Source organism: Rhizobium sp. 0TCS1.26 (assembly GCF_050455525.1).
Classification (GTDB): domain Bacteria; phylum Pseudomonadota; class Alphaproteobacteria; order Rhizobiales; family Rhizobiaceae; genus Neorhizobium.
The window spans coordinates 1269649-1291359 of record NZ_JBCIYV010000001.1 but is presented as its reverse complement, the minus strand read 5'-3'; the positions used below and the strand labels follow the sequence as shown (position 1 = coordinate 1291359).

25 protein-coding genes are annotated in these 21711 nt (G+C 64.3%); 15 read left to right on the top strand and 10 right to left on the bottom strand.

From position 1 onward, the window contains the following. Positions 1–74: 74 nt before the first annotated feature. The 6 genes from AAIH46_RS06400 to AAIH46_RS06375 all read left to right on the top strand — a co-directional run bounded on the left by AAIH46_RS06400 (position 75) and on the right by AAIH46_RS06375 (position 4918). A complete protein-coding gene (locus AAIH46_RS06400; protein WP_430304815.1) occupies positions 75–1211 on the top strand; it encodes an ABC transporter substrate-binding protein in 1137 nt (378 codons plus the stop codon). 9 nt (positions 1212–1220) lie between these two features. Next, on the top strand, positions 1221–2141 hold the full coding sequence (locus AAIH46_RS06395; RefSeq protein WP_430304814.1) for a branched-chain amino acid ABC transporter permease: 921 nt from the start codon (positions 1221–1223) through the stop codon (positions 2139–2141). Positions 2142–2154: 13 nt separating this feature from the next. Further along, positions 2155–3126, top strand: a complete 972-nt coding sequence (locus AAIH46_RS06390; protein ID WP_430304813.1) for a branched-chain amino acid ABC transporter permease — start codon at positions 2155–2157, stop codon at positions 3124–3126. Continuing rightward, positions 3119–3868: an ABC transporter ATP-binding protein gene (locus AAIH46_RS06385; protein WP_430304812.1), complete on the top strand. Its 750-nt coding sequence runs from the start codon at positions 3119–3121 to the stop codon at positions 3866–3868. The genes AAIH46_RS06390 and AAIH46_RS06385 overlap by 8 nt, the downstream gene beginning before the upstream one ends. Continuing rightward, positions 3868–4551, top strand: a complete 684-nt coding sequence (locus AAIH46_RS06380; RefSeq protein WP_430304810.1) for an ABC transporter ATP-binding protein — start codon at positions 3868–3870, stop codon at positions 4549–4551. Before AAIH46_RS06385 ends, AAIH46_RS06380 begins: the two co-directional genes overlap by 1 nt. Before the next feature lie 61 nt (positions 4552–4612). Further along, positions 4613–4918, top strand: a complete 306-nt coding sequence (locus tag AAIH46_RS06375; RefSeq protein WP_430304809.1) for a hypothetical protein — start codon at positions 4613–4615, stop codon at positions 4916–4918. 65 nt (positions 4919–4983) lie between these two features. Here the strand turns inward: AAIH46_RS06375 and AAIH46_RS06370 are convergent, their stop codons facing one another. The 3 genes from AAIH46_RS06370 to AAIH46_RS06360 are packed head-to-tail and all read right to left on the bottom strand — an operon-like array spanning position 4984 to position 7730. After that, positions 4984–6195, bottom strand: coding sequence for a pyridoxal phosphate-dependent aminotransferase (locus tag AAIH46_RS06370; RefSeq protein WP_430304807.1), 1212 nt, complete (start codon positions 6193–6195; stop codon positions 4984–4986). A gap of 15 nt (positions 6196–6210) precedes the next feature. After that, positions 6211–6855, bottom strand: coding sequence for a TetR family transcriptional regulator C-terminal domain-containing protein (locus AAIH46_RS06365; RefSeq protein WP_430304806.1), 645 nt, complete (start codon positions 6853–6855; stop codon positions 6211–6213). Then, positions 6852–7730: a dimethylarginine dimethylaminohydrolase family protein gene (locus tag AAIH46_RS06360; RefSeq protein ID WP_430304805.1), complete on the bottom strand. Its 879-nt coding sequence runs from the start codon at positions 7728–7730 to the stop codon at positions 6852–6854. Before AAIH46_RS06360 ends, AAIH46_RS06365 begins: the two co-directional genes overlap by 4 nt. Positions 7731–7912: 182 nt before the next feature. Between AAIH46_RS06360 and AAIH46_RS06355 the strand changes: the two genes are divergently transcribed. The 4 genes from AAIH46_RS06355 to AAIH46_RS06340 all read left to right on the top strand — a co-directional run bounded on the left by AAIH46_RS06355 (position 7913) and on the right by AAIH46_RS06340 (position 11138). Further along, positions 7913–8686, top strand: a complete 774-nt coding sequence (locus tag AAIH46_RS06355; protein WP_430304804.1) for an ABC transporter ATP-binding protein — start codon at positions 7913–7915, stop codon at positions 8684–8686. 32 nt (positions 8687–8718) lie between these two features. Further along, entirely contained in the window at positions 8719–9501 is a 783-nt protein-coding gene (locus tag AAIH46_RS06350; RefSeq protein WP_430304803.1) for a transporter substrate-binding domain-containing protein, read from the top strand. Positions 9502–9606: 105 nt separating this feature from the next. Beyond that, positions 9607–10329 carry an ABC transporter permease gene (locus AAIH46_RS06345; protein WP_430304802.1) on the top strand — a complete coding sequence of 241 codons (723 nt, stop codon included), beginning with the start codon at positions 9607–9609 and terminating at the stop codon, positions 10327–10329. After that, a complete protein-coding gene (locus AAIH46_RS06340; protein WP_430304801.1) occupies positions 10326–11138 on the top strand; it encodes an ABC transporter permease in 813 nt (270 codons plus the stop codon). The genes AAIH46_RS06345 and AAIH46_RS06340 overlap by 4 nt, the downstream gene beginning before the upstream one ends. Positions 11139–11157: 19 nt before the next feature. Here AAIH46_RS06340 and AAIH46_RS06335 read toward each other — a convergent pair whose 3' ends face one another. Then, a complete protein-coding gene (locus AAIH46_RS06335; RefSeq protein WP_430304800.1) occupies positions 11158–12363 on the bottom strand; it encodes an MFS transporter in 1206 nt (401 codons plus the stop codon). Beyond that, positions 12360–13736 carry an LLM class flavin-dependent oxidoreductase gene (locus AAIH46_RS06330; RefSeq protein WP_430304799.1) on the bottom strand — a complete coding sequence of 459 codons (1377 nt, stop codon included), beginning with the start codon at positions 13734–13736 and terminating at the stop codon, positions 12360–12362. The genes AAIH46_RS06335 and AAIH46_RS06330 overlap by 4 nt, the downstream gene beginning before the upstream one ends. Before the next feature lie 100 nt (positions 13737–13836). Here AAIH46_RS06330 and AAIH46_RS06325 point away from each other — a divergent pair, with 100 nt between their 5' ends. Next, positions 13837–14403, top strand: coding sequence for a helix-turn-helix domain-containing protein (locus AAIH46_RS06325; protein ID WP_430304798.1), 567 nt, complete (start codon positions 13837–13839; stop codon positions 14401–14403). 112 nt (positions 14404–14515) lie between these two features. Here the strand turns inward: AAIH46_RS06325 and cydB are convergent, their stop codons facing one another. Then, a complete protein-coding gene (gene cydB, locus AAIH46_RS06320) occupies positions 14516–15520 on the bottom strand; it encodes a cytochrome d ubiquinol oxidase subunit II (RefSeq protein WP_430304797.1) in 1005 nt (334 codons plus the stop codon). Beyond that, positions 15510–16946: a cytochrome ubiquinol oxidase subunit I gene (locus AAIH46_RS06315; protein WP_430304796.1), complete on the bottom strand. Its 1437-nt coding sequence runs from the start codon at positions 16944–16946 to the stop codon at positions 15510–15512. Before AAIH46_RS06315 ends, cydB begins: the two co-directional genes overlap by 11 nt. A 354-nt stretch (positions 16947–17300) precedes the next feature. Between AAIH46_RS06315 and AAIH46_RS06310 the strand changes: the two genes are divergently transcribed. Genes AAIH46_RS06310 through AAIH46_RS06300 form a run of 3 tightly spaced genes read left to right on the top strand, consistent with a single transcriptional unit; the run spans position 17301 to position 18045 of the window. Continuing rightward, entirely contained in the window at positions 17301–17564 is a 264-nt protein-coding gene (locus AAIH46_RS06310; protein ID WP_430304795.1) for a hypothetical protein, read from the top strand. Positions 17565–17587: 23 nt separating this feature from the next. Then, positions 17588–17794 carry a hypothetical protein gene (locus tag AAIH46_RS06305; RefSeq protein ID WP_430304793.1) on the top strand — a complete coding sequence of 69 codons (207 nt, stop codon included), beginning with the start codon at positions 17588–17590 and terminating at the stop codon, positions 17792–17794. A 17-nt stretch (positions 17795–17811) separates the two neighbouring features. Then, positions 17812–18045, top strand: coding sequence for a hypothetical protein (locus AAIH46_RS06300; protein WP_430304792.1), 234 nt, complete (start codon positions 17812–17814; stop codon positions 18043–18045). A 56-nt stretch (positions 18046–18101) separates the two neighbouring features. Here AAIH46_RS06300 and AAIH46_RS06295 read toward each other — a convergent pair whose 3' ends face one another. Further along, positions 18102–18854 (bottom strand): endonuclease/exonuclease/phosphatase family protein, encoded by a 753-nt coding sequence (locus AAIH46_RS06295; RefSeq protein ID WP_430304791.1) that lies wholly within the window; start codon positions 18852–18854, stop codon positions 18102–18104. 96 nt (positions 18855–18950) lie between these two features. Here AAIH46_RS06295 and AAIH46_RS06290 point away from each other — a divergent pair, with 96 nt between their 5' ends. After that, on the top strand, positions 18951–19904 hold the full coding sequence (locus tag AAIH46_RS06290; RefSeq protein WP_430304790.1) for a UPF0104 family protein: 954 nt from the start codon (positions 18951–18953) through the stop codon (positions 19902–19904). Here the strand turns inward: AAIH46_RS06290 and AAIH46_RS06285 are convergent. Then, on the bottom strand, positions 19878–21377 hold the full coding sequence (locus AAIH46_RS06285) for a phospholipase D-like domain-containing protein (RefSeq protein ID WP_430304789.1): 1500 nt from the start codon (positions 21375–21377) through the stop codon (positions 19878–19880). The genes AAIH46_RS06290 and AAIH46_RS06285 overlap by 27 nt on opposite strands. A 121-nt stretch (positions 21378–21498) precedes the next feature. Further along, positions 21499–21654, bottom strand: a complete 156-nt coding sequence (locus AAIH46_RS06280) for a hypothetical protein (RefSeq protein ID WP_430304788.1) — start codon at positions 21652–21654, stop codon at positions 21499–21501. Positions 21655–21711: the final 57 nt, after the last annotated feature.

Sequence of the window (21711 nt, the reverse complement as noted above, 5' to 3'; positions counted from 1 at the left end):
GGCGCCGGAAATGCACGGCCTGGCCGTGACGATAATAATAAGTGGAACATCAAAAAAGAACGGGAGTGCATGACATGAAGACCATTCTGAAGGCCACGACGCTGGCTCTGGCGCTCGGTTCCTCGACGCTTGCCATGGCTGAACCGGTCAAGATCGGCCTGATCACGACGCTGTCGGGCGGTGGCGCCGGTCTCGGCGTCGATACCCGCGACGGGTTCATGCTGGCGATCAAGCAGTCCGGCAACAAGGACATCACGGTCGTCACCGAAGACGACGCGCAGAAGCCGGAACTTGCCGTGCAGATCGCCGACAAGATGATCCAGAGCGATGAAGTCGACATCCTGACCGGTATCGTCTGGTCCAACCTGCTCATGGCCGTCGTGCCGGGCGCAGTTGCCCAGGGCAAGCTCTACATCTCGACGAATGCCGCTCCGGCAGCGCTTGCCGGCGAGAAGTGCGATCCGCTCTATTTCAACGCCGCCTACCAGAACGACAATCTTCACGAAGCCATGGGCGAATACGCCAACAAGGGCTACAAGAAGATGTTCATCATGGCCCCCAACTATCCGGCGGGCAAGGATTCGCTGACCGGCTTCAAGCGCTACTTCAAGGGCGCTGTCGCCAACGAAGTCTACACGCAGGTCGGCCAGACGGACTACGCTGCCGAAATCGCCCAGATCCGCGCCTCCGGCGCCGACGGCGTCTTCGCCTTTCTTCCGGGCGGCATGGGCATCGCCTTCATGAAGCAGTATGCCCAGTCGGGCGTGAAGACGCCGGTCATGGGCCCGGGCTTCTCGTTCAGCCAGGACGTTCTGCCGGCCATCGGCGACGCGGCACTGGGTGCCAAGGCGTCCGGCCAGTGGGCGAAGGACCTCGACAACGAGGCGAACAAGAAGTTCGTGCCGGCCTTCCAGAAGGAATACAACCGCCTGCCGTCGATCTACGCGCTGCAGGCCTATGACGCAGGCCAGCTGATCGTTGCCGCTGCCTCGAAAGCCAGCGTCAAGGATACGGCGGCCTTCGCAGCAGAACTCAACAAGGCCGACATCCAGTCGCCGCGCGGCAAGTTCAAGTTCAACACCAACCGTCACCCGATCCAGGACATCTACGTGACCGAAGTGGTGAAGGACGGCGGCGTGCTGACCAACAAGATCGTCGAGAAGATCTTCACCGATCACGGCGATGCCTATGCGAAAGACTGCAAGAAGTAAGGCTGTCTTGTGACCTTTGCTCTCGCAATCGAGCAGTTGCTGAACGGCGTTCAGCTCGGCGTCATGCTGTTTCTGATGGCTGCCGGGCTGACGCTGATCTTCGGCGTCATGGGCCTGATCAATCTGGCCCATGGTTCGCTCTACATGGTCGGCGCGTTCGCCTGCGCAAGCGTCGCGGCGTGGACGGGTTCCTTCTGGCTCGGCCTCATCGCAAGCCTTGCGGCGGCGGCCGCTGCCGGGGCAATCATCGAGATCACGGTGATCCGCAGGCTCTACGATCGCGATCACCTGGACCAGGTGCTTGCGACCTTTGCGCTGATCCTGATCTTTTCGGAAGGCACGCGCTGGCTGTTCGGCTCCTTCCCGCTCTATCTCGACATTCCCGTCTTGCTGCAGGGCGCCGTCGGGCTGCCGGGCGGGGCGCAGTATCCGCTCTACCGTCTGGCGATCATCCTTGCCGGAGCTCTGGTCGCCTTCGGTCTCTATGCGCTCATCTCCAAGACCCGTCTTGGCATGCGCATCCGGGCCGGTGAAAGCGACCGCGAGATGATCGGCGCTCTGGGCGTCGACATCCGCACGCTCTATACGCTGGTGTTTGCGCTCGGCGCCGCTCTTGCAGGGCTCGCGGGCGCCATGGTCGGCGCGCTGCAATCGGTGCAGGTCGGCATGGGCGAGCCCGTTCTGATCCTTGCCTTCGTCGTCATCGTCATCGGCGGTATCGGCTCGATCAAGGGAGCCCTTGTCGGCGCGCTGCTGGTCGGCGTGGTCGATACGATGGGCCGTTTCCTGCTGCCGCAGGGTCTGGCGATGGTCGTGCCGCCGGCGCAGGCGGGCCTGATCGGCGGGGCGTTGGCCTCAATGCTCATCTATATCCTGATGGCGATCATCCTGGCGGTCAAGCCGCGCGGGTTGTTCCCGGCACAGGGGTGAGAAGATGGCCATCATGACCCGCGAAACCATCATCAACATTCTGCTTGCGGCGCTGCTGATGGCGGTGCCGTTCATCGCCCAGGCCGTCGGCCAGCCGTTCACCATCACGCTGGCCACCCGTATCGCCATCCTGGCGCTGGCGGCAGTCGGGCTCAACATCGCGCTGGGGCTCGGCGGCCTTGTCTCCTTCGGCCACGCCGCCTTCTTCGGGGTCGGCGGCTACGTCGCAGGCATCCTGTCGTCGCATGCGTTTTCGGGCGATCCGATGTTCTTCGGCTTCTCCGGCTCCAAGCAGATGCTCGTCGTCTGGCTGGTCGCCATCGTCGCCGCCGGCCTGCTGGGGCTTGCGATCGGTGCCATCAGCCTGCGCACGTCCGGCGTCTACTTCATCATGATCACGCTCGCCTTCGCGCAGATGGTCTACTACTTCGCCATCTCCTGGCCCGCCTATGGCGGCGAGGACGGGCTGTCGATCGTCGTGCGCAACCAGTTCCCCGGCGTCAACAGCATGCGGCCGATGAACTTCTTCCTCATCTGCTATGGGGTGCTGATCGTCGGCATCGCGATCTCGGCGCTGATCCGTGCCTCGCGCTTCGGCGCCGCGCTGCAGGCCGTCCGCCAGAACGACGTGCGGGTTGCCTCGATCGGCATTTCGCCGATGCCGATCCGGCTGACGGCCTTTGTCATCTCCGCCATGATCACGGCGGTCGCCGGCGCTCTCTATGCCGATCTCAACCGCTTCGTCAGCCCGTCCATGCTGTCCTGGCACATGTCGGGCGAGCTTATCGTGCTGATCATTCTCGGCGGCACGGGCAGGTTGATGGGACCGGTCGCGGGTGCAGCGCTCTACGTGATCTTCGAATACCTGCTCGGCGGCATCACCGAACGCTGGCAGTTCTTCCTCGGGCTCATCCTGCTGGCGACAGTCCTGTTTGCCCGCGGTGGACTGGTCGGGCTGCTTGCCGGAAAGGTGCGTCATGGTTGATCCGGTTCTCGTCATCGACGACCTGCGCAAGAGCTTCGGCGCGCTGAAGGCGACTGACGGCGTGTCGATCGACCTGCGGCCAGGCGAAATCCACGCGCTGATCGGGCCGAACGGCGCCGGAAAGTCGACGCTCATCCACCAGATCTGCGGCACGCTGCGCCAGGACACCGGCAGCATCCGTCTTTCGGGTGAGGAAATCGGCACGCTGACGGCAGCGCAACGCGCCCGCCGCGGTCTGGGGCGCACGTTCCAGGTCTCGTCGCTGGCTGGCGAGTTCTCGGCGCTGCGCAACGTCATGCTGGCGGTGCAGGCAGGACAGGGCTCGAGCTTCCGGTTCTTCCGGCCGGTGATGCGCGATCGGTCGCTGATCGACGAGGCGATGGCCAGGCTTGAGCGGGTGGGGCTTGCGAGCCGCGCCCAGGTGCCGGCGTCCGAACTGTCGCATGGCGAAAAGCGCCAGCTGGAGATCGCCATCGCATTGGCGCTCGACGTCAAAGCCTTCCTTCTCGACGAGCCGATGGCCGGCATGGGACCGGAAGGCTCCAAGGTGCTGACGGGCTTTCTCGACGGGCTGCGGCAGGAAGCGCCGATCCTGCTGGTAGAGCACGACATGGATGCTGTCTTCGCGCTTGCCGACCGGATCTCGGTGCTCGTTTACGGGCGGGTGATCGCAACCGGCAGCGTCGACGAGATCCGCAACGACCCGATCGTCCGCCAGGCCTATCTGGGAGATCACGCCTGATGCTTCTCGACGTGCAGGATATCACCACTTTCTACGGCGGCAGCCAGGCGCTGTTCGGCGTCGAGCTTCGCATCGGCGAAGGCGAGGTCGTGGCGCTGATGGGTCGCAACGGCATGGGCAAGTCGACGACCATCAAGTCGATCTGCAATCTCATGCCGCCGCGGTCGGGTCGCATCTTCTTCGACGGCAAGACCACCGAGCGGCAGGCACCGTTCAAGGTGGCACGGCTCGGCGTCGGGCTGGTGCCGGAAGGCCGGCGCTGCTTTCCCAATCTCTCGGTCTACGAGAACCTGGTCGCAGCCGCGCGGCCGGGTCGCTGGACGCTGGAGCGCGTCAACGAACTCTTCCCGCGCCTGCAAGAACGCCATGCGCAGATGGCAAAATCCCTGTCGGGCGGCGAGCAGCAGATGCTGGCTATCGGCCGTGCGCTGATGACCAATCCGCGGCTGTTGATCCTCGACGAGGCGACCGAGGGTCTCGCGCCGGTGATCCGCCAGGACATCTGGCGCGCGATCCGCACACTGAAGGCGGACGGGCTGTCGATTCTCGTCGTCGACAAGACACTGTCGGAACTGCTGCCCGTCGCGGACCACTGCGTCATCCTCGAAAACGGCCGCAATGCCTGGGCCGGTCGGCCCGATCAACTGACGGCCGAACTGCAGGACCGATATCTCGGTGTATAGTTGCGGCCCGGAACGTTGTCGGGCGCCACGGGTTCTTCCCTCAATCGAGAAGGAGAACACCATGCAGAACAACGGACCCGACAGCCGCGAGCAGATCCCCCTCGACAATGGCGTCGAGACAAGTGCCGGGACGGGCGAGGCAAAGACGCCGCACCAGCCGGACCCGATGACGACAGACATCCTGAAGGCAAAGAAGCTGCAGGAATCGGATCTGAAGACGGGTGAGGGAACGCAGGTTCATCCGGGCGGCCGGGTTGCCGATGCCGGCGACGCATCCGGCGGCCCTGCCATCCCCTACGACATCGAAGCACAAGCCGACAGCGTCGGCCGCCAGTCGGCCAGCGTCAAGACCGACGAGGCGGAGTGACATCCGGCACGTCCGAAACCTCTCATCGGCGCGCCGCGGTTCCGGCGCGCTGATGTTTGCTGAGCTCAGGCCTTCAGCCTATCCCCGGACTTCTGGTCTGCCGGGAGTGCCGCCAGCCGACCGGCAAGCGTTGCCATGCGGTTGACCGCCTCTTCCAGCACGTCGTCCGGGACGGTCAGCGAAATGCGGATGAAGCCGGCCGCCTGATGGCCGAAGGATGAGCCGGGCATCACTGCGACCTTTTCCGACTGCAGCAATTCCCAGGCATAATCGGCGCCGCCGAGGCCGGTGCCGGTCACGTCCACCACGACGAACATGCCGCCCTCGGGCATCATCGGCTTCAACAGGTTGCTGCCGGCCAGCGTCTTTTCGACGATCGCGGCGCGCCGCTGGTAATTCGCACGCATCACGTCGGCCGTCTCGAAAGGCTTCGACAGCGCCAGCGCCGTCATGTCGGAGATGAACGGCTGCACGCCGAACAGCATGGTTTCGGAGACAGGCAGCAGCTTGAGGCAAAATTCTTCCGGACCGGCAGCCCAGCCGCTGCGGAAGCCGGGCGCCGCATGCGACTTGGAGATGGAGGAGACGACGATCGTCCGTTCCGCAAGCTCTTCCATGTCGAACGGCGAGGCAAAATCCTCGCCGAAGATCAGCTGCTCATAGACTTCGTCACAGACGATCCACAGGTCGTGCTTGCGGCAGATCTTGCCGATGGCCGAGATCTCGGCCTCGGTCAGGACGGCGCCCGTGGGGTTGTGCGGCGTGTTGAGGAGGAGCACCCGGGCTTCAGGCGTGATCGCCCGCTCCAGGTCTTCCGCCTGCATGTGGAACCGGTTTTCCGGCCGCAACGGTACCGGAATGAAATGGGCGCCGGTCGAGGCAATCACGCCTTCATAGGTGGCATAAAGCGGATCGCCGACCAGCACGCCGTCTCCGGCCTCGACCAGGCCCATCATCACGGCATAGAGCGCGGTCTGGGTACCGGGGAAGCAGAGGAAGTTCTTTTCCGTCACGCCGGGGCGGCGCTTCGCGTACTTTTCCACCAGCGCCTTCAGCACCGGCGGTTCGCCGCGACCGTTCGAATAGCGGGTGCGGCCGGCATACATCGAGCGGGCGCACTCATCCAGCAGATCCTTGTGCGGCGGTTCGTCCGGCTCGCCGATGGTCAGCTCGATGATCGGTTCGCCGGCGGCCTTCATGCGGCGTGCCGCCAGATGCAGGGCCCAGCGGCCGGAACCGAGATCCGCCAGGCGGTCGGTGATGGATGCGTAGCGCATGAAAGCGTCTCCAGTTCAGGTGTGGTCGGCCGCCGCCAGTTCGCCGGGGGAAAGGCCCAGCAGCCGCTCGACGAAGATCAGTGCCGTATCGGACAATTCGCTTTCGCCAAACATGTCGGCGACCAGCGTCCCCTCCAGCCACAGGCCGTCGATGATGCCGTTAAGCGCAATGGCATGCCGACGGCAATCCTGCGCATCGAGCGGCGCGCCTTTTTCGCGGAAGAAATCATAGAGCACGGTCTGCAGCGACTTGAGGAATGCGAGATAATGCTCGCGGTGGATGGCGGCAAAGACCGGATCGATGCGGATATGGCCGATGAAGGCTGCCCACAGCGACAGGGTTCGCGGATCGGTGACGGGCGGCGTCAGGTTGGCGGTGATGAACGAGCGAAGTCGTGCGCGCGCATCAGGGCCATCCGTCACGGCAGCATGCGCCGGCGCGCACATATCCGTCATCAACTGACGATAGGCGGCCTGCATCATCTGGTCCTTGCCGTCGAAATAATGCCGGATCAGGCCGCCGGTGACCCCGGCGCGGGTGGCGATCTGGCGAACCGTCGCGCCCTGGATGCCGAATTCGGCGATGCAATCGAGCGTCGCGGCGATAAGGTCCTCGCGGCGCTCGGCTTCAGTGGCCCGATGATAGGTCCGGCGTGTCAAGCGGCCTGCCGGAGCACGGGACGGGTGAGGCAGGTGGGGCCGCCCTCGCAGGCGATGCACAGGGCATCGGCCTCGAAGGTCTCGACCGTGCAGCCATGAGCCTCCATGGCGGCTTTGGTCGCCGGGAAACCGTCGACCATGATCACCTTGCCGGGGCTCAACGGCAGGACGTTGAGGTTGAGGCCGTTGCTCGATGCGAAATCCGCCTCGGGGGCGTGGATCAGGGTGTAGCCGCGCTCCTTGAGCAGCATATAGAAGGCGGCCGGCATCAGCGGTGCGTGCACCAGCGCCAGCTTCTCGGCGAGCGGACTGATCACCGACATCAGGTGAAGGCACGCTTCCTCGCCGAGCCAGAGCGGCAGGTCGTAGCCGAGGACCTCGACGCCGAGCGGCGCGAGGATGGCCGAAAGCTGCTCGATGCCCGCCTGGTTGGTGCGAACGCCGCGGCCGACGGCCAGCGTCTTGTCGTCGACCCAGACGCAATCGCCGCCTTCGACGGTGCCAGGTGCCACGATCGTGCCGAGGATCGGGATCCCGGCGGCGCGGTAGGCATCCGCATGCATCTGCGGCTCGTTTTGGCGCAGCGCCTTGCCCATGCGCAGAATGACGGCACCCCTGTCGGTCATCAGCGACGGATCATGGGTAAACATGGAATCGGCCAGCCCGTCGCCCGTGTCCTCGATCCAGATGATCTCGGCACCGCCACGCTCCACGAGCTCGGCGAAGCGGGCATGCTGGACGATCGCCTTCTCGGCATCGAAGGTCGGACCATAATGCCAGTCGGCTGCCTTGGCGGCCCGCAGGCTGTCGCCCGGGCGACGCATGAGCACACGGGTCAGCGGCGTGGACATGGCCTGGGAGCCGTAGTCGTTCATGAAAAACCCTCTGAATGGTTGGATTGCAAAGCAGACTGCCGTTATTATACGCTTGAGTAATTTTCGGACAAGTGCAAAACTCGACTGCATAGTTGCGGTGCCAGCTCCGCCTGATAAAAACAATGCTGGGGGAACAGTCGGTGCAGGTGACGGGACGTTTGACGTCCCGCGGTGAAGGTAACATGACGGACACGGCGCAAGCCATCGAAGTTCGCGATCTTTATAAGCGGTTCGGACCGCTTGAAGTTCTCAAAGGCGTATCACTGACGGCACGGCAGGGCGACGTTATCGCTCTCATCGGCGGTAGCGGGTCGGGTAAATCCACCTTCCTGCGGTGCATCAACATGCTTGAGACTCCGACGGCCGGGCAGGTTTCCATCCATGGCGAAACCATCGAGATGAAGACCGACGGCTATGGCGGGCTGGTGCCGGCGAACCGTCGCCAAGTCCAGCGGATCCGCACCAAGCTCGGCATGGTTTTCCAGAGCTTCAATCTCTGGCAGCACATGACCGTTCTGCAGAACGTCATCGAGGTGCCGGTCCACGTTCTCGGCCAGCCACGCGATCAGGCGATCGAAGTAGCCGAGGGCCTTCTGCGCCGCGTCGGCCTCTACGACAAACGCGACGCCTATCCCGCATTCATGTCCGGCGGCCAGCAGCAGCGTGCGGCGATCGCCCGCGCGCTCGCCATCCAGCCGCTGGTGATGCTGTTCGACGAGCCGACCTCGGCGCTCGATCCGGAGCTCGTCGGCGAGGTACTCTCCGTAATCGCCGGCCTGGCGCAGGAAAAGCGCACGATGATCCTCGTTACCCACGAGATGAAATTCGCCCGTCAGGTGGCAAGCCATGTCGTCTTCTTGCATGACGGTGTGATCGAAGAGCAGGGTCCGCCTGCGGCGATCTTCGAAAATCCGCAATCGGAGCGGCTGAAGAAGTTCATCAGTTCCATCCACTGAACCACCAACAGAATATCGAAAAGGGGAAATCCATGAACACTCTGCTGAAGTCCGCAGCCATCGCGCTTGCAGTCTCCGTCGCCGCATTCGGCTCGGTCGCCGCCCAGGAAGTCAAGGTCGGCGTGGCCGCCGAACCCTATCCGCCGTTCACCTCGCCGGACGCCAGCGGCAAGTGGACCGGCTGGGAAGTCGAGTTCATGGATGCGGTATGCGCCGAAGCCAAGCTGAAGTGCGTGCTGACGCCGGTCGCATGGGACGGCATCATCCCGGCTTTGACGTCGAAGAAGATCGACGCGATCATGAGCTCCATGTCGATCACCGACGAGCGCAAGAAGACAATCGATTTCTCGGACAAGTACTACAACACGCCGACCGCGGTCATTGGCCCGAAGGGTGACAAGTTCGAAGCGACGCCGGATGGCCTGAAGGGCAAGATCATTGGCGTCCAGGTTTCGACCATTCACGCCGAATATGCGCAGAAGTACTTCGGCCCGGGTGCCTCCGAGATCAAGGAATACCAGACGCAGGACGAGGCCAACAACGACCTCGCAGCCGGCCGTCTCGATGCCGTGCAGGCCGACCTGATCACGCTCGATTCCTTCCTGAAGTCGGACCAGGGCAAGGCCTGCTGCGACCTGAAGGGCAATGTCCAGGATGATCCGGCCATTCTCGGCGCCGGCGTCGGCATCGGCCTGCGCAAGGAAGACACCGCGATGAAGGACAAGTTCAACGCAGCCATCAAGGCCATCCGCGCCAACGGCACCTACGACACGATCTCGAAGAAGTACTTCGATTTCAACGTCTACGGCAAGTAATCGCACCCAATCCTTGGTCGCCGGATCCTGCCTTGCGGCAGGGTCCGGCGATTGCGATCCTGCCTCCGATCAAGTCTCCCGACGAAGCCCTGAAAGCGTTTGCCGATGGACGCCACTCTCCAACTCCTGTCGCTTTCCGCTCCTGGCTGGGGCGGCGCGCTGCTGGCGGGCCTTCTCACCTCGCTGCAGGTGGCGGTCGGCGGATATCTGCTCGGCCTGATCATCGGCGTCGGCGGTGCGGCGGGCAAGCTGTGGGGCGGGCCCATCCTGCGCGATCTGCTCGAAGTCTACACGACCGTCGTGCGCGGCGTGCCGGAACTGGTGCTGATCCTCATCCTCTATTACGCCGGCACCGACGCGGTGAACCAGGTGACGATGCTTCTCGGCCTGCCGCCGGTGGACATCAGCGGACTTGCGGCGGGCATCTTCGTCATCGGCGTGGTTCAGGGCGCCTATGCGACGGAAGTGCTGCGCGGGGCCATCCTGGCCGTGCCGCCAGGCCAGCTCGAAGCGGCGAGGGCCTACGGGATGTCGCCCTTGCTGTCGCTGCGCCGCGTCACGCTGCCGGCCATGCTGCCTTACGCGCTGCCCGGCCTCTCCAATCTCTGGCTGATCACCACCAAGGACACGGCGCTGCTGGCCGTCGTCGGATTTGCCGAGCTGACGCTCGTGACGCGCCAGGCGGCCGGCACGACGAAAGCCTACCTGACGTTCTTCCTCGCAGCGGGCGCTCTCTATCTTCTTGTGACGCTGGTCTCCAGCCTGCTGATCGGCATCCTTGAGAAGCGTTCCCGCCGCGGCATGGTGCGGCCGGGAGGCACGTCATGAGCGATCCCGTCATCGTCCCGACATTCGAGATGCCAAAGGCCCGCAGCCTGCTGGAACCGCATCGGCTGTTCCTGATGGCGCTTGCCGCGCTGCTGGTTTTCTGTGTGGCCTGGTTCATGCGCTGGGACTGGCTGCCGCGTTACCAGACGCGCCTCATCTACGGCCTCGGCGAAACCATGCTGCTGCTGTTTTCGACATCCTTCGTCGGCTTTCTGATCGCCGTGCCGCTTGGCCTGGCGCAGGTCACCGGCCCGCGGCCGCTCGCATGGCTGGCACGAGGTTTTTGCACGCTGATCCGCGGAACGCCGCTGCTGCTGCAACTCTGGCTGCTCTATTACGGCCTGGGTTCGCTGTTCGCACAGTTTCCGGAAATCCGCTCTTCGTTCCTCTGGCCGTATCTGCGTCAGGCCTGGCCCTACGGCTTCGTGGCGCTGACCATCTCGTTTGCCGCCTATGAAGGCGAAGTGATGCGCGGTGCGTTTGCCGGCGTGCCGCGCGGCGAGCTGGAGGCGGCGCGGGCCTATGGCATGCGTCGGTTCACGATGTTCCGCCGCATCTGGCTGCCGCGGGCCATCCAGCGCACGCTGCCGACGCTGACCGGCGAGACGGTGCTGCAGCTGAAATCGACGCCGCTGGTCGCAACGATCACCGTTGTCGACGTCTATTCGGTGATCTCCAAGGTTCGCCAGGATACGTTCCTGACTTACGAACCGCTGCTGCTGCTGGCGCTGATCTACCTCCTCCTCACCGGTATCCTGGTGTTTGCCTTCCGGCAGCTGGAAAAGCGCGTTCCCAACCGCGGCGCCTGAAGGCCGGGCCGTCTCAGGATCAGGAGAGACGGCCGCTGCGGCGCAGGCGCAGCATCGCCCAGGCGCCGAGAAACGGGCCGGGGGCGAGAAAGACAAATGTCCACTGCCAGCTTCCAAGCCACGCCGCGAGCTGCGGCATCAGCCAGATGCTGATGCTGGTCAGCGCAAAGCCCATGCCCATCTGCAGCGACAGCGCCGTGCCGACCAGATGACGTTCCGACAGTTCGGTCGCGGCGGCGGAGAACTGGGCGGAGTCGCCGATGACGGTGATGCCCCAGACGAGTACCAGCGTCATCAGCAGCCAGAACGGGCCGTCGAAGACGAAGCCGACGATGAGCGCGCAGCTTCCCGAGATCAGCATCATGCCGGCGGTGGTCAGCGCCCGCCCAAGACGGTCGGAGAGCAGACCGCCGGCAACGCAGCCGACGATGCCCGCGGCAAGCGCCGCAAAGGTGGCGAGCGAGCCGCCGGCCGACACACTGCCGGCAAACCCCGCCGGTGAGGCGGTCAGATAGGCGAGCAGCCAGGCCCAGAGCGCATAGAGCTCCCACATGTGGCCGAGATATCCGGCATTGACGAGCATCAGGTCGCGGTTGCGGAACACCTGGCCGATCTGCCGGGGGTCGAAGATCGTCCGGGCGAAGGGATACGGCCCTTCCCGAACGGCGGCGAGGAAGATCGCCCCGCCGACCAATCCCGAGGCGGAGGCAAGTGCCACGACAATCCGCCAGTCGAGCGCCGCCGTCAGTCCACGAAACAGATGCGGCAGCGACGAGCCGGCGGTGAGGGCGCCGATGACCAGGCCGAGTGCCAGTCCGCGCCGGCGCTCGAACCACGTCGCTGCGAGCTTCATCGCCGGGGGGTAGACGCCGGCCAGCGCAAAGCCGGTCAGGAAACGGCAGGCGACCGCGCCGGCAAGGCTGGGCTCCAGCAGCAGTGCCGCATTGGCGAGCCCGGCAAGCGCTGCCGAGCACGCGGCCAGCCGGTTCATCCGCACGATGTCGGGCAGGTTGATCAGGCTTGCCAGCAGCGCGCCCGTGACGAAGCCCAGCTGTACGCCGTTGGTCAGCCAGGCCGTCGCGCCGCTGCCGAGTGCGAGGTCACGCGTCAGTTCGGCGCCGACCGCCGTGGCCGAGAACCAGGATGACAGGGACAGGACGACGGCGAGGCACAGCCAGCCGAGCATCGGCCAGCCCCTCGCCGCGTGCATCCCCGGTTGTTTCATCTGCTGGATCCGTTGGCCGCTCCGGGCCTGTAGCGTGCTGCGATGTGGCGGTCCGGCAGTCGCGGCGTGCCGGACAGTTTGTCACGCATGGTGCCCGGCCGGTAGGCGGTCTTGTAGACGCCGCGCTCCTGGAGGATCGGCACGACGAGCCCGATGATCTCGTCGAAGCATTCCGGCACAACGGTGCGCGACAGGTTGAAGCCGTCTATCCCGGCATCGATGCTCCACGCCATCAGCTGGTCGGCGATCCTCTCGGCCGAACCCACCATCGGCGGCTGGCGGCTGCCGAGCACCATCTGCTCCAGCAGCTTGCGCTTCGTCCACTGCGGCCCGGCGCTGCGGCTGATCGCCTCGACATTGGAGACGATCGCATTGCTCTGGCCAGCGTCAATCGGCTCGTCGAGATCGAATTTCGAGAAGTCGATGCCGAGCGACGACGCGGCATGCACAAGGGCCGCTTCAGAGCTGACGTAACGGCGGTAGTCCTCGAATTTCTCACGCGCCTCGTTCTCGGTCCGGCCCGTCACGATGGTCGCGCCCATGAACACCTTGATGTCGTCGGCCTGCCGGCCGTAGGCGACCGCCTTGGCGCGGATGTCCTCGACGATGGCCCGCACGCCGTCGATCTTCTGGCCGTTGACGAAGACGCATTCGGCATGGGTGGCGGCGAACTGCCGGCCGCGGGTCGAGGAGCCTGCCTGGTAGAGCACCGGCGTGCGCTGCGGCGAGGGGGCGCTCAGATGCATGGCGTCGAGACGGTACTGCTTGCCCTCGTGGCGGATCCGGTGAACCTTGGCGGGATCGGCATAGAGATGGGCTGCACGATCGAAGACGACGGCATCATCCTCCCAGCTGCCTTCCCACAGCCGGTACATGATATCCATGTATTCATCGGCCAGATCGTAGCGATCGTCGTGAGCGCTCTGCCCGTCCAGACCGATCGCCTTTGCCGCGCTGTCCAGATAGCCGGTGACGATGTTCCAGCCGATGCGGCCGCCGGTCAGGTGATCGAGAGTCGACATGCGTCGCGCAAACAGGAAGGGCGTCTCGTAGGTGAGGTTGGCAGTCACGCCGAAACCCAGATGCTCGGTCACCGCCGCCATCGCCGGCACCAGCATCAGCGGGTCGTTGACCGGAACCTGGACAGCGCCGCGCAGGGCAGCATCGGGGCTGCCGCCCAGAACGTCGTTGATGCCGACGACGTCGGCAAAGAAGATGCCGTCGAACAGGCCCTTCTCCAGCCGCTTCGCGTAGTCGGTCCAGTACGCAAGCTCGGTGTAGCGGTGCGACTGATCACGCGGATGCGCCCACAGCCCATGCTGGATATGACCGACACAGTTCATGTCGAAGGCGTTGAAGTGGATTTCGCGCATGCGGTCCTCGGGCAGGCCGAGCCATCGGTTGCACGATAGCCGGTATCTTCTATAGGATGTCGTCGTCTACCATAAGAGACGTTCGCGAAAGAAGGCAAGCATGGCATCAGCGGAAATCGTCGGCGCGCAGGAGATCGCCGCGCGCATCAGGATCGAGCGGGAGACCCGCGGCTGGTCGCTGGCCGAGCTTGCCGACCGCTCCGGCGTTTCGAAGGCGATGATCAGCAAGATCGAGCGATGCGATGCGAGCCCGACGGCCACCGTGCTCGGCAAGCTGTCGGGCGCCTTCGGCCTGCCGTTGTCGGTGCTGCTGGCGCTGGCCGAAACGCCGGACGATCGCCTGTCGCGCGCCGATCGACAGCCGATCTGGACGGATCCCGACACTAACTATACGCGGCGCGCGCTGTCACCGGCCAATGGCAACGGTCTCGAACTGATCGAGGTCGCGCTGCCTGCCGGCGTGCGTGTTCCCTATCCGGCCTCGGCTTTCGTCTTCCAGCGCCAGCAGATCCTGCTTCTTGCCGGCCGGCTCGATTTTTCCGAAGGCGAGACCGTTCACGAACTGCAGCCCGGCGATTGCCTCGAACTTGGTGCGCCGCAGCCTTGCGTGTTCTTCAATCCGGGTTCGGAGACGGCCCGCTATCTGATCGCGCTCGTGCGCCGATAGCCTCAGGCACCAAGCCACAGCTTGATGATGAGGCCGACCACGCTGACGGCAAGCACACCCGCCGCCCAGAGCGCCACGAACCAGGCGAGCTGGGATGCGATGCGGCCGCCCATCAGTGGTATCCCTCTTCCGGATCGACCTTGCCGCGGAACACCCAGTAGGCATAGGCGGTGTAGATGAGGATCAGCGGCACCAGGATGGCTGCCCCGATCAGCATGAAGATCAGGCTTTCCTCCGGAGCGGCCGCCTCCCAGATGGTGAGCGTTTCCGGGATGATGTAGGGATAGAAGCTGATGCCGATGCCGGCATAGGCGAGAACGAACAGGCCGAGCGCCGAAACGAACGGCCACGTGTCGTGCCGGATCCGCAGCGCTACAATCAGCGAGACGAAACTGGCGAGCACCAGCAGCGGCAGGACGACGCTGAAGATGGCGGTCGGATAACTGAACCAGCGGTCGAGGTATTGCGGCTTGAGGAACGGCGTCCACAGACTGACGCTGCCGATGGCGATGACCGTCAGGATCGCTGCCGGCAGGGCGATCCGTCTGGCCCGGGCAGCCAGCTCCCCCGAGGTTCGCATGACAAGCCAGGTGGCACCGAGCAGGGTGTAACCGATGATCAGCGCGATCCCGGTGCCGATCGAGAACGGCGTCAGCCAGTTCCACCAGCCGCCGGCATAGGCGCGGTTGGCGACCGGGATGCCCTGCACCAGGGCGCCGAGCGCGATGCCCTGGCAGAAGGCGGCCATTGCCGAGCCGCCGGCAAACGACCAGTCCCACAGCCGCTCGCCGCGCTTGGTTCTCCAGCGGTATTCGAATGCCACGCCGCGGAAGATCAGCGCCACCAGCATGGCGATCAGCGGCGCGTAGAGGGCAGGAAGAATGATCGCGTAGGCGAGCGGAAACACGGCCAGCAGCCCGCCGCCGCCGAGCACCAGCCACGTCTCGTTGCCGTCCCAGACCGGCGCAATGGTGTTCATCATCACGTCGCGATCGTGCTTTTCCGGGAACAGCGGAAAGAGGATGCCGACGCCGAGATCGAAGCCGTCGAGGACGACATAGGCAAGGACGGCGAAGGCGATGATTGCCGCCCAGACGACGGGAAAATCAAGCGCCATGATGCGCACCTCCATGGATTGGTTCGGCCTGCTGCTGATCGTCTCCCAGCCCGGGCGGCGGGGTGATGCCGGCGGTGCGGATAGGTCCCTGGCCCAGATGGCCGTCGGGATCGCGCGGCAGACGGCCCATCAGCCGCAGGATGTAGAAGGTGCCGGCGCCGAAGACGAGGAAGTAGACGATGATGAAGGTAACCAGCGAGGCACCGACAGCCGGCGACGAGATCGGCGAGATGGACTGGGCGGTGAGCAGGTGGCCGTACACCGTGTAGGGCTGCCGGCCGACCTCGGTGGTGATCCATCCGGCAAGCACGGCCACGAAGCCGGCCGGACCCATGGCCACTGCCAGCCGGTGCAGGCCGCGGCTCTGGTAGAGCGTTCCCTTCCAGCGGCAGTAGAGGCTCCAGAGGCCGAGCCCCAGCATCGCGAAGCCAAGCCCGACCATGACGCGGAAGGAGAAGAAGATGATCTCGACCGGCGGCTCCAACTCATCGGCTATCGTGTCGAGCCCGGCCAGTGGCGCGTTGAGGTCGTGCTTTAGAATGAGGCTCGACGCCCTGGGGATCTCGATGGCGTAATCGACGCGCTTGCGATCCTGGTCGGGTATGCCGAACAGGATGAGCGGTGCGCCGCCGGCACTGCTCTCGAAATGGCCTTCCATGCCCATCACCTTGGCCGGCTGGTGTTCGAGCGTGTTCAGCCCATGCGCGTCACCGGCGATGATCTGCAGCGGTGCCACGACGGAGATCATTCCCATCGCCATCGAGAACATCGTGCCGGCCCGCAGGGGTGCCGTGCGCCGCAGCAGGTGAAAGGCGCCGACGGCACCGACGACCAGCGCGGTCGTGAGATACGCGGCCAGCAGCATGTGCGTGAAGCGATAGGGGAACGACGGGTTGAAGATCACCGCCAACCAATCGATCGGGACGAACTGCCCCTTGTCGTTCATGGCAAAGCCGGCCGGCGTGTGCATCCACGAATTGGCGGCAAGGATCCAGATGGCGGACATCAGCGTACCCGCGGCGACCATAAGGGTGGCGAAGAAGTGCAGCGCCGGCCCGACGCGCTTGCGGCCGAACAGCATCACGCCGAGGAAGCCGGCCTCAAGGAAGAAGGCCGACAGCACTTCGTAGCCCATCAGCGGGCCGATGATCGGACCGGCCTTGTCGGAGAAGACGCTCCAGTTGGTGCCGAACTGATAGGACATGACGATCCCGGAGACGACGCCCATGCCGAAGGACATGGCGAAGATGGTCTTCCAGAAATCGAAAAGCTCGATGTAGACCGGCTTCTTCGTCCACAGGTGCAGGCCCTCGAGCACCGCCAGATAGCTGGCGAGGCCGATCGAGAAGGCCGGGAAGATGATGTGAAACGAGATCGTGAAGGCGAACTGGATCCGCGCGAGGATCGTTGCGTCGAAATTTTCCATGGCACACCCGTTATTCCGCTCCATCCCCCGACGGTGCGTCGAGTTCGGCTGGACCACAATTAGGCGAGGTTTGGCTTCGAGCGGCAACCGATCTTGTTGCCGCAGGTCAGCATGCCACACCGGGCAAATGGTCGCAAATAAAAGAGGGGCGCTTCCGGTTGGGAAGCGCCCGAGTGGGGGAGGTTCTATGACGTTGCCGCCGCGTCTGGACGCGATCGACAGGCATCGAACATGATCGCATGACGATAGTTCCAGCCGATTTCGCACTTCGCCCAACCCCGGCTGTTGCACGCTTTTGGCGGAACATCGGACGCCAGGGGAGGTTGGGTAACAGCCAACGAAAGGAGGATAATGATGAGCGAAGCCGTACAGACGACCGACCACAAGGCCATCCGTCAATGGGTGGAGGAACGCGATGGTCACCCTTCGCGGGTCAAGGGCGCCGAGGAAGGCGGCCTGCTGAGGATCGATTTCGGCAAGCCCGAAGACAATCTCGAAGCCATCGAATGGGACGACTTCTTCGCGATCTTCGACGACAACAAACTGGCCTTTCTGCATCAGGACGAAACGAAGGATGGCAAGACCAGCCGCTTCAACAAGTTCGTCAACCGCACTTGAGGCCCCAGCCACAGGAGCATCAAATGTCCACCAACCAGCATTTCAAGACGACAAAGCCGAGCGATGTCGACCTCGTACGCGATCCAGGCATCGGCCAGTCGAAGGGGCTCAGCCGCTTCGAAGGTGAAGAGCCGATCGAAGGTGAAAACAGCGTCGAGGGCGATGTGCTGAACGATACACGCGCCGATGGCGGCATCGATCCCGATCAGCGGGGCAGGGCCAACAAGTAACGGCCGAGGAGATGACAATGCAAGGCAACAAGACACACCAGCAGCAGCGCAGCATCATCCAGAAGGACGAGAACACCGCCAATGGCGGCGCCGACTTCGATGCTCGCGCCGACCTTGACCGCGATGCGGCTGCCCGTGAGGCGTTCCGCAAGGGCGAGGAATCGATCCACGCCCGTGCCGGCGACGTGTCGATGAACGACGATCCGTCCATCGTCCGCGGGGTCATTCCGGGCCGGGATGCCTCCAGGTAAGCATCTTCGCAGCTAAAGTTTGGCATGAAGGCCGGCGTCGTCAAACGCCGGCCTCTTCATATCTCGATATGCGCGAGCAGGGGCAGATGGTCGGAGGCGCGCTTTGCCAGCCCGACATCGACGGCCTCGGACGACAGAATGCGCGGTCCGTGCGCAACGAACACGTGGTCGAGCCGCAACAGCGGCCAGCGCGACGGGAAGCTCGGCGCCGCAAGCCGGCCGGTCTGCGACCTTACATCGTCGACAAGGCGGGCTAGCGTCTTGTAAGGGGCCGAGGAGGGGATGGAGTTGAAGTCGCCGATTAACACGAGCGGCTTTCCCTTGGCATCCGGGTGCGTCAGCCAGCCTTCTCCCGCAAGTTCATCCGCCTGCCTCTGGCGATCCCGCCGCAGCAGCCCGAGATGCGTGTTGAACACCTGCAGCGGACCGTCCAAGTCCACTTCGGCCCAGAGCGCGCCACGCGGCTCGCCGATCGAGGCCAGCGGTCCGGCCTTGACCAGCCGCATCGGGAAGGCCGTCATCAGCGCGTCGCCATACTGCTCCTCCTCGACGCTCAGCGCCGGGTGGAAAGCAAAATCCATCTTCAGGCGCTTGGCGATCGCCTCCGCCTGGTCGATGCCGCCGCTTCGTTTTCGACCAACGTCGAGCTCCTGCAGACCGATGATATCCGGCGCGAGTTCGGCGATGACGTCGGCGATACGGCCCGGATCGAGCCGGCGGTCGGTCCCCACGCAGCTGTGAACGTTATAACTGAGGATGCGGATGGTCCGTCGCGGGCGCGCCGACGTATCTTGCAAGGGATCAATCATGAGGCGGGGAACCCGTTATCCCTGCCTTTCGTTCCCTTCGCACGCAACAAGTGGAGCCGGTCATCGCCGGCTCTTGAGAAAAACGGGAAGGCCTTCGTGACGCGGCACATCATCAGACTTCTTCTTGCGGTCATCATCGGGGTCGCCGTGGTGCTCGTCTATCGCAGCCTCAGCCGCTACAGCCTTGAGGATATCGGCAGTTCGCTGGCGATGATCCCCGCCTGGCGGCTGGTGACAGCCACGCTGTTCGTCGTCGCATCCTACGCCTGCCTGTCCGGCTTCGATTGGCTTGCTCTCCGCTATGTCGGAAAGCCGCAGCCGTTCCGCAGGGCAGCACTGGCGTCCTTTTCGGCGCTGTCCATCGGCCATAATGTCGGTGGTGCGGCACTGTCGAGTGGCGCGGTGCGCTACCGCTTCTACACGCGCTGGGGGCTGACGACCGATGAAGTGGCCAAGGTCATCCTGTTCTGCGGGGCAACCGTGCTGCTGGGGCTCAGCATGCTGGCGGCGCTGACGCTGCTGTTCATGCCGCCGAGCGGCCAGACACTGCTGCAGCTGGATCCCTGGCCGCGGTTCTGGCTCGGCATCCTCTTTCTAAGCTACCCCGTTGCCTACTTCCTCTGCTCCATCTGGGGAAAGCCGCCGCTGAAGTTTCGGTCGTTCCGGATGGACATGCCACCCACCGGTCTCTGCGCCGCCCAGATCCTGGTCGGTACGGTCAACTTCGGCTGCGTTGCGGGAGCCCTCAACCAGCTGCTCGGCACGTTCACGGATGTCGGCTACCTGCAGGTGGCCTCGGCCTACGTCACGGCAACGCTTGCAGCGCTGCTGAGCCACGTGCCAGGCGGGCTGGGGGTTCTGGAGGCGACGATGCTGCTGCTTCTGCCGGCGAGCGCCTCGATCGGTGCGCTCGTCGCCTTCCGGGTGTTGTACTATTTCATTCCGCTGCTGATCGGCGTGCCGCTGTTCCTGCTGAGCGAAGCATATTTCCGCCGCCGTCCGCACACAGTGTCGCCCGCCGCTTCACGAGAAGCTGCGGGTCAGGCGTGAGATCGCCCAGCGGGTGCCGACCTTCATCTGCCGCACCGGCCAGAAGGGCCGCCGCGGATCGACGATCGACGTGCCGAGCAGCGACTCCGTCTCGCCGTTGGGATCGTCCACCTCGAAGCTGCGCAGACCGCGCGGCTTGACGTTGTAGCGCTCCATCGTCTGGATGAGAGAGCCGGTCTCCTGGATGGAGGCGGTGATCTCGGCCGGGCTGGCATCCAGGTGTTCGGCGATCAGGTCGTCACGCAGGGAAAGCACCGCCGCCCGGCCCTCATCGGTCACCGGCTCGAAGGCCAGATCAGATTCGGTATCCAGGCCTTCCGAGCGGTTGTTGAGGTTGGAGGAGCCGACACGGATGAAGCGGTCATCGACGATGACCAGCTTGGCGTGCACGACGATCTCCCGATCTTCGCCCTGTTCGTTGGCGTTGACGGCATAGTAGACCCGCAGGCGGTCATGGGGGTCGTAACGCTTCAGGCGGCGGATCAGGCGGGTGCGATTGTGGCCCATCATAAGCTTTTCCAGAAGGCCGTGCGATTCCCGCGTCACCAGAATGATGATCTCGGGGCCTTCGGGCTCCTGAAGCCTGTCGATGATGGTGCGGGCCACCGAAAACGATGCGAGATACTGCGATTCCAGGTAGATGTGGCGTTCGGCGGCGCGCAGGGCATCATGCGTCAGCTGTACCGCTTCGCGCCGGCCGGGCCTTCCGTTCCAGCGCAGCGGTTCGGTCAGCGCCAGGGCAACCGGGCAGTCGACAAGCGCCGGCTTAAGATCGTCCGGCCACAGGTCCTGCGTCGACGGCGGTCCGGCTACCAGCGTCTCGCGCTTGGCGCGCTTCCAGCGCTTGCGGCAGGCATCACCGACCATCCGTGCGGCATCACCCGAAACGATCGACTGGATGTCGTGCACCGGTCCGTAGCAGGTGCCGTCTGGCGAGCAGCGCAGGTCGTTGGGGATGGCGTGCCGACGGTCGTCCCAGCGCCGGGCGGTAAGGTCAATACCGCCGAGGAAGGCGACTGCGTCGTCAATGCAGACCATCTTCTGGTGGTGGCTGGCGCGCAGTGGGTGATTGAAATCGAATTCCATGTGAATGCGGGGATGGTCGTTCCAGCCGCTCTTCTGGAACAGCTTCAGGCTCTTGCCGGAATAGACGGGACCCATTCCCCAGACGAGGATATGCACGGTCAATCCGTCCCGCTCCTCGACCTTGGCGCGCAGAATGTCACCGAGCGTGGCGCTACCCGGCTCCTCCGGCTTCAGCCGGATACCCGGATTGAAGTCCCAACCGACGATGAAGATCGAATGCTGCGCCTTGCGGAGAACCTCGTCCAGCCGCCGGTAATATTCGGCCCCGTCGATGAGGAATGCGGCGCGGTCGCAGGTCGTCTGCCGCCAGACGTTGCGGCCGAGGCGAGCGATAGGCTGGCGGATTTTCGGCTGTTGAAGACGGTTGATGCTTGTGCCAACGTCCAAGATAGTCACCCCTGGTATCTCTGATGGCCAATGAAACGCGCATAGCGGCGACGGGTTCCCGTCGCCGCTCCGGCTTCTTTCAGCAAAATATGTCGCCGCTTGCCTCTATAAATGACCTCGGCTAGACCTGCTGCGGTGGCTCCCGCGTCTCGTCGGGATTTGGAACCGGATCCTCGTCCGGCAGGCGATCCGGCTCAGGCTCCATGATCGGTGGCTCGGGTGCCCAGACGGGGGAGGGCATTGGCGGCTGCTCGCTCGGTTCCCGGGGTTCGGGCATGTCGCGTCTCCTCTTCTGTTCGAGGGTCCAACTGATCGCCGCCCGGTTCGTTCCGAA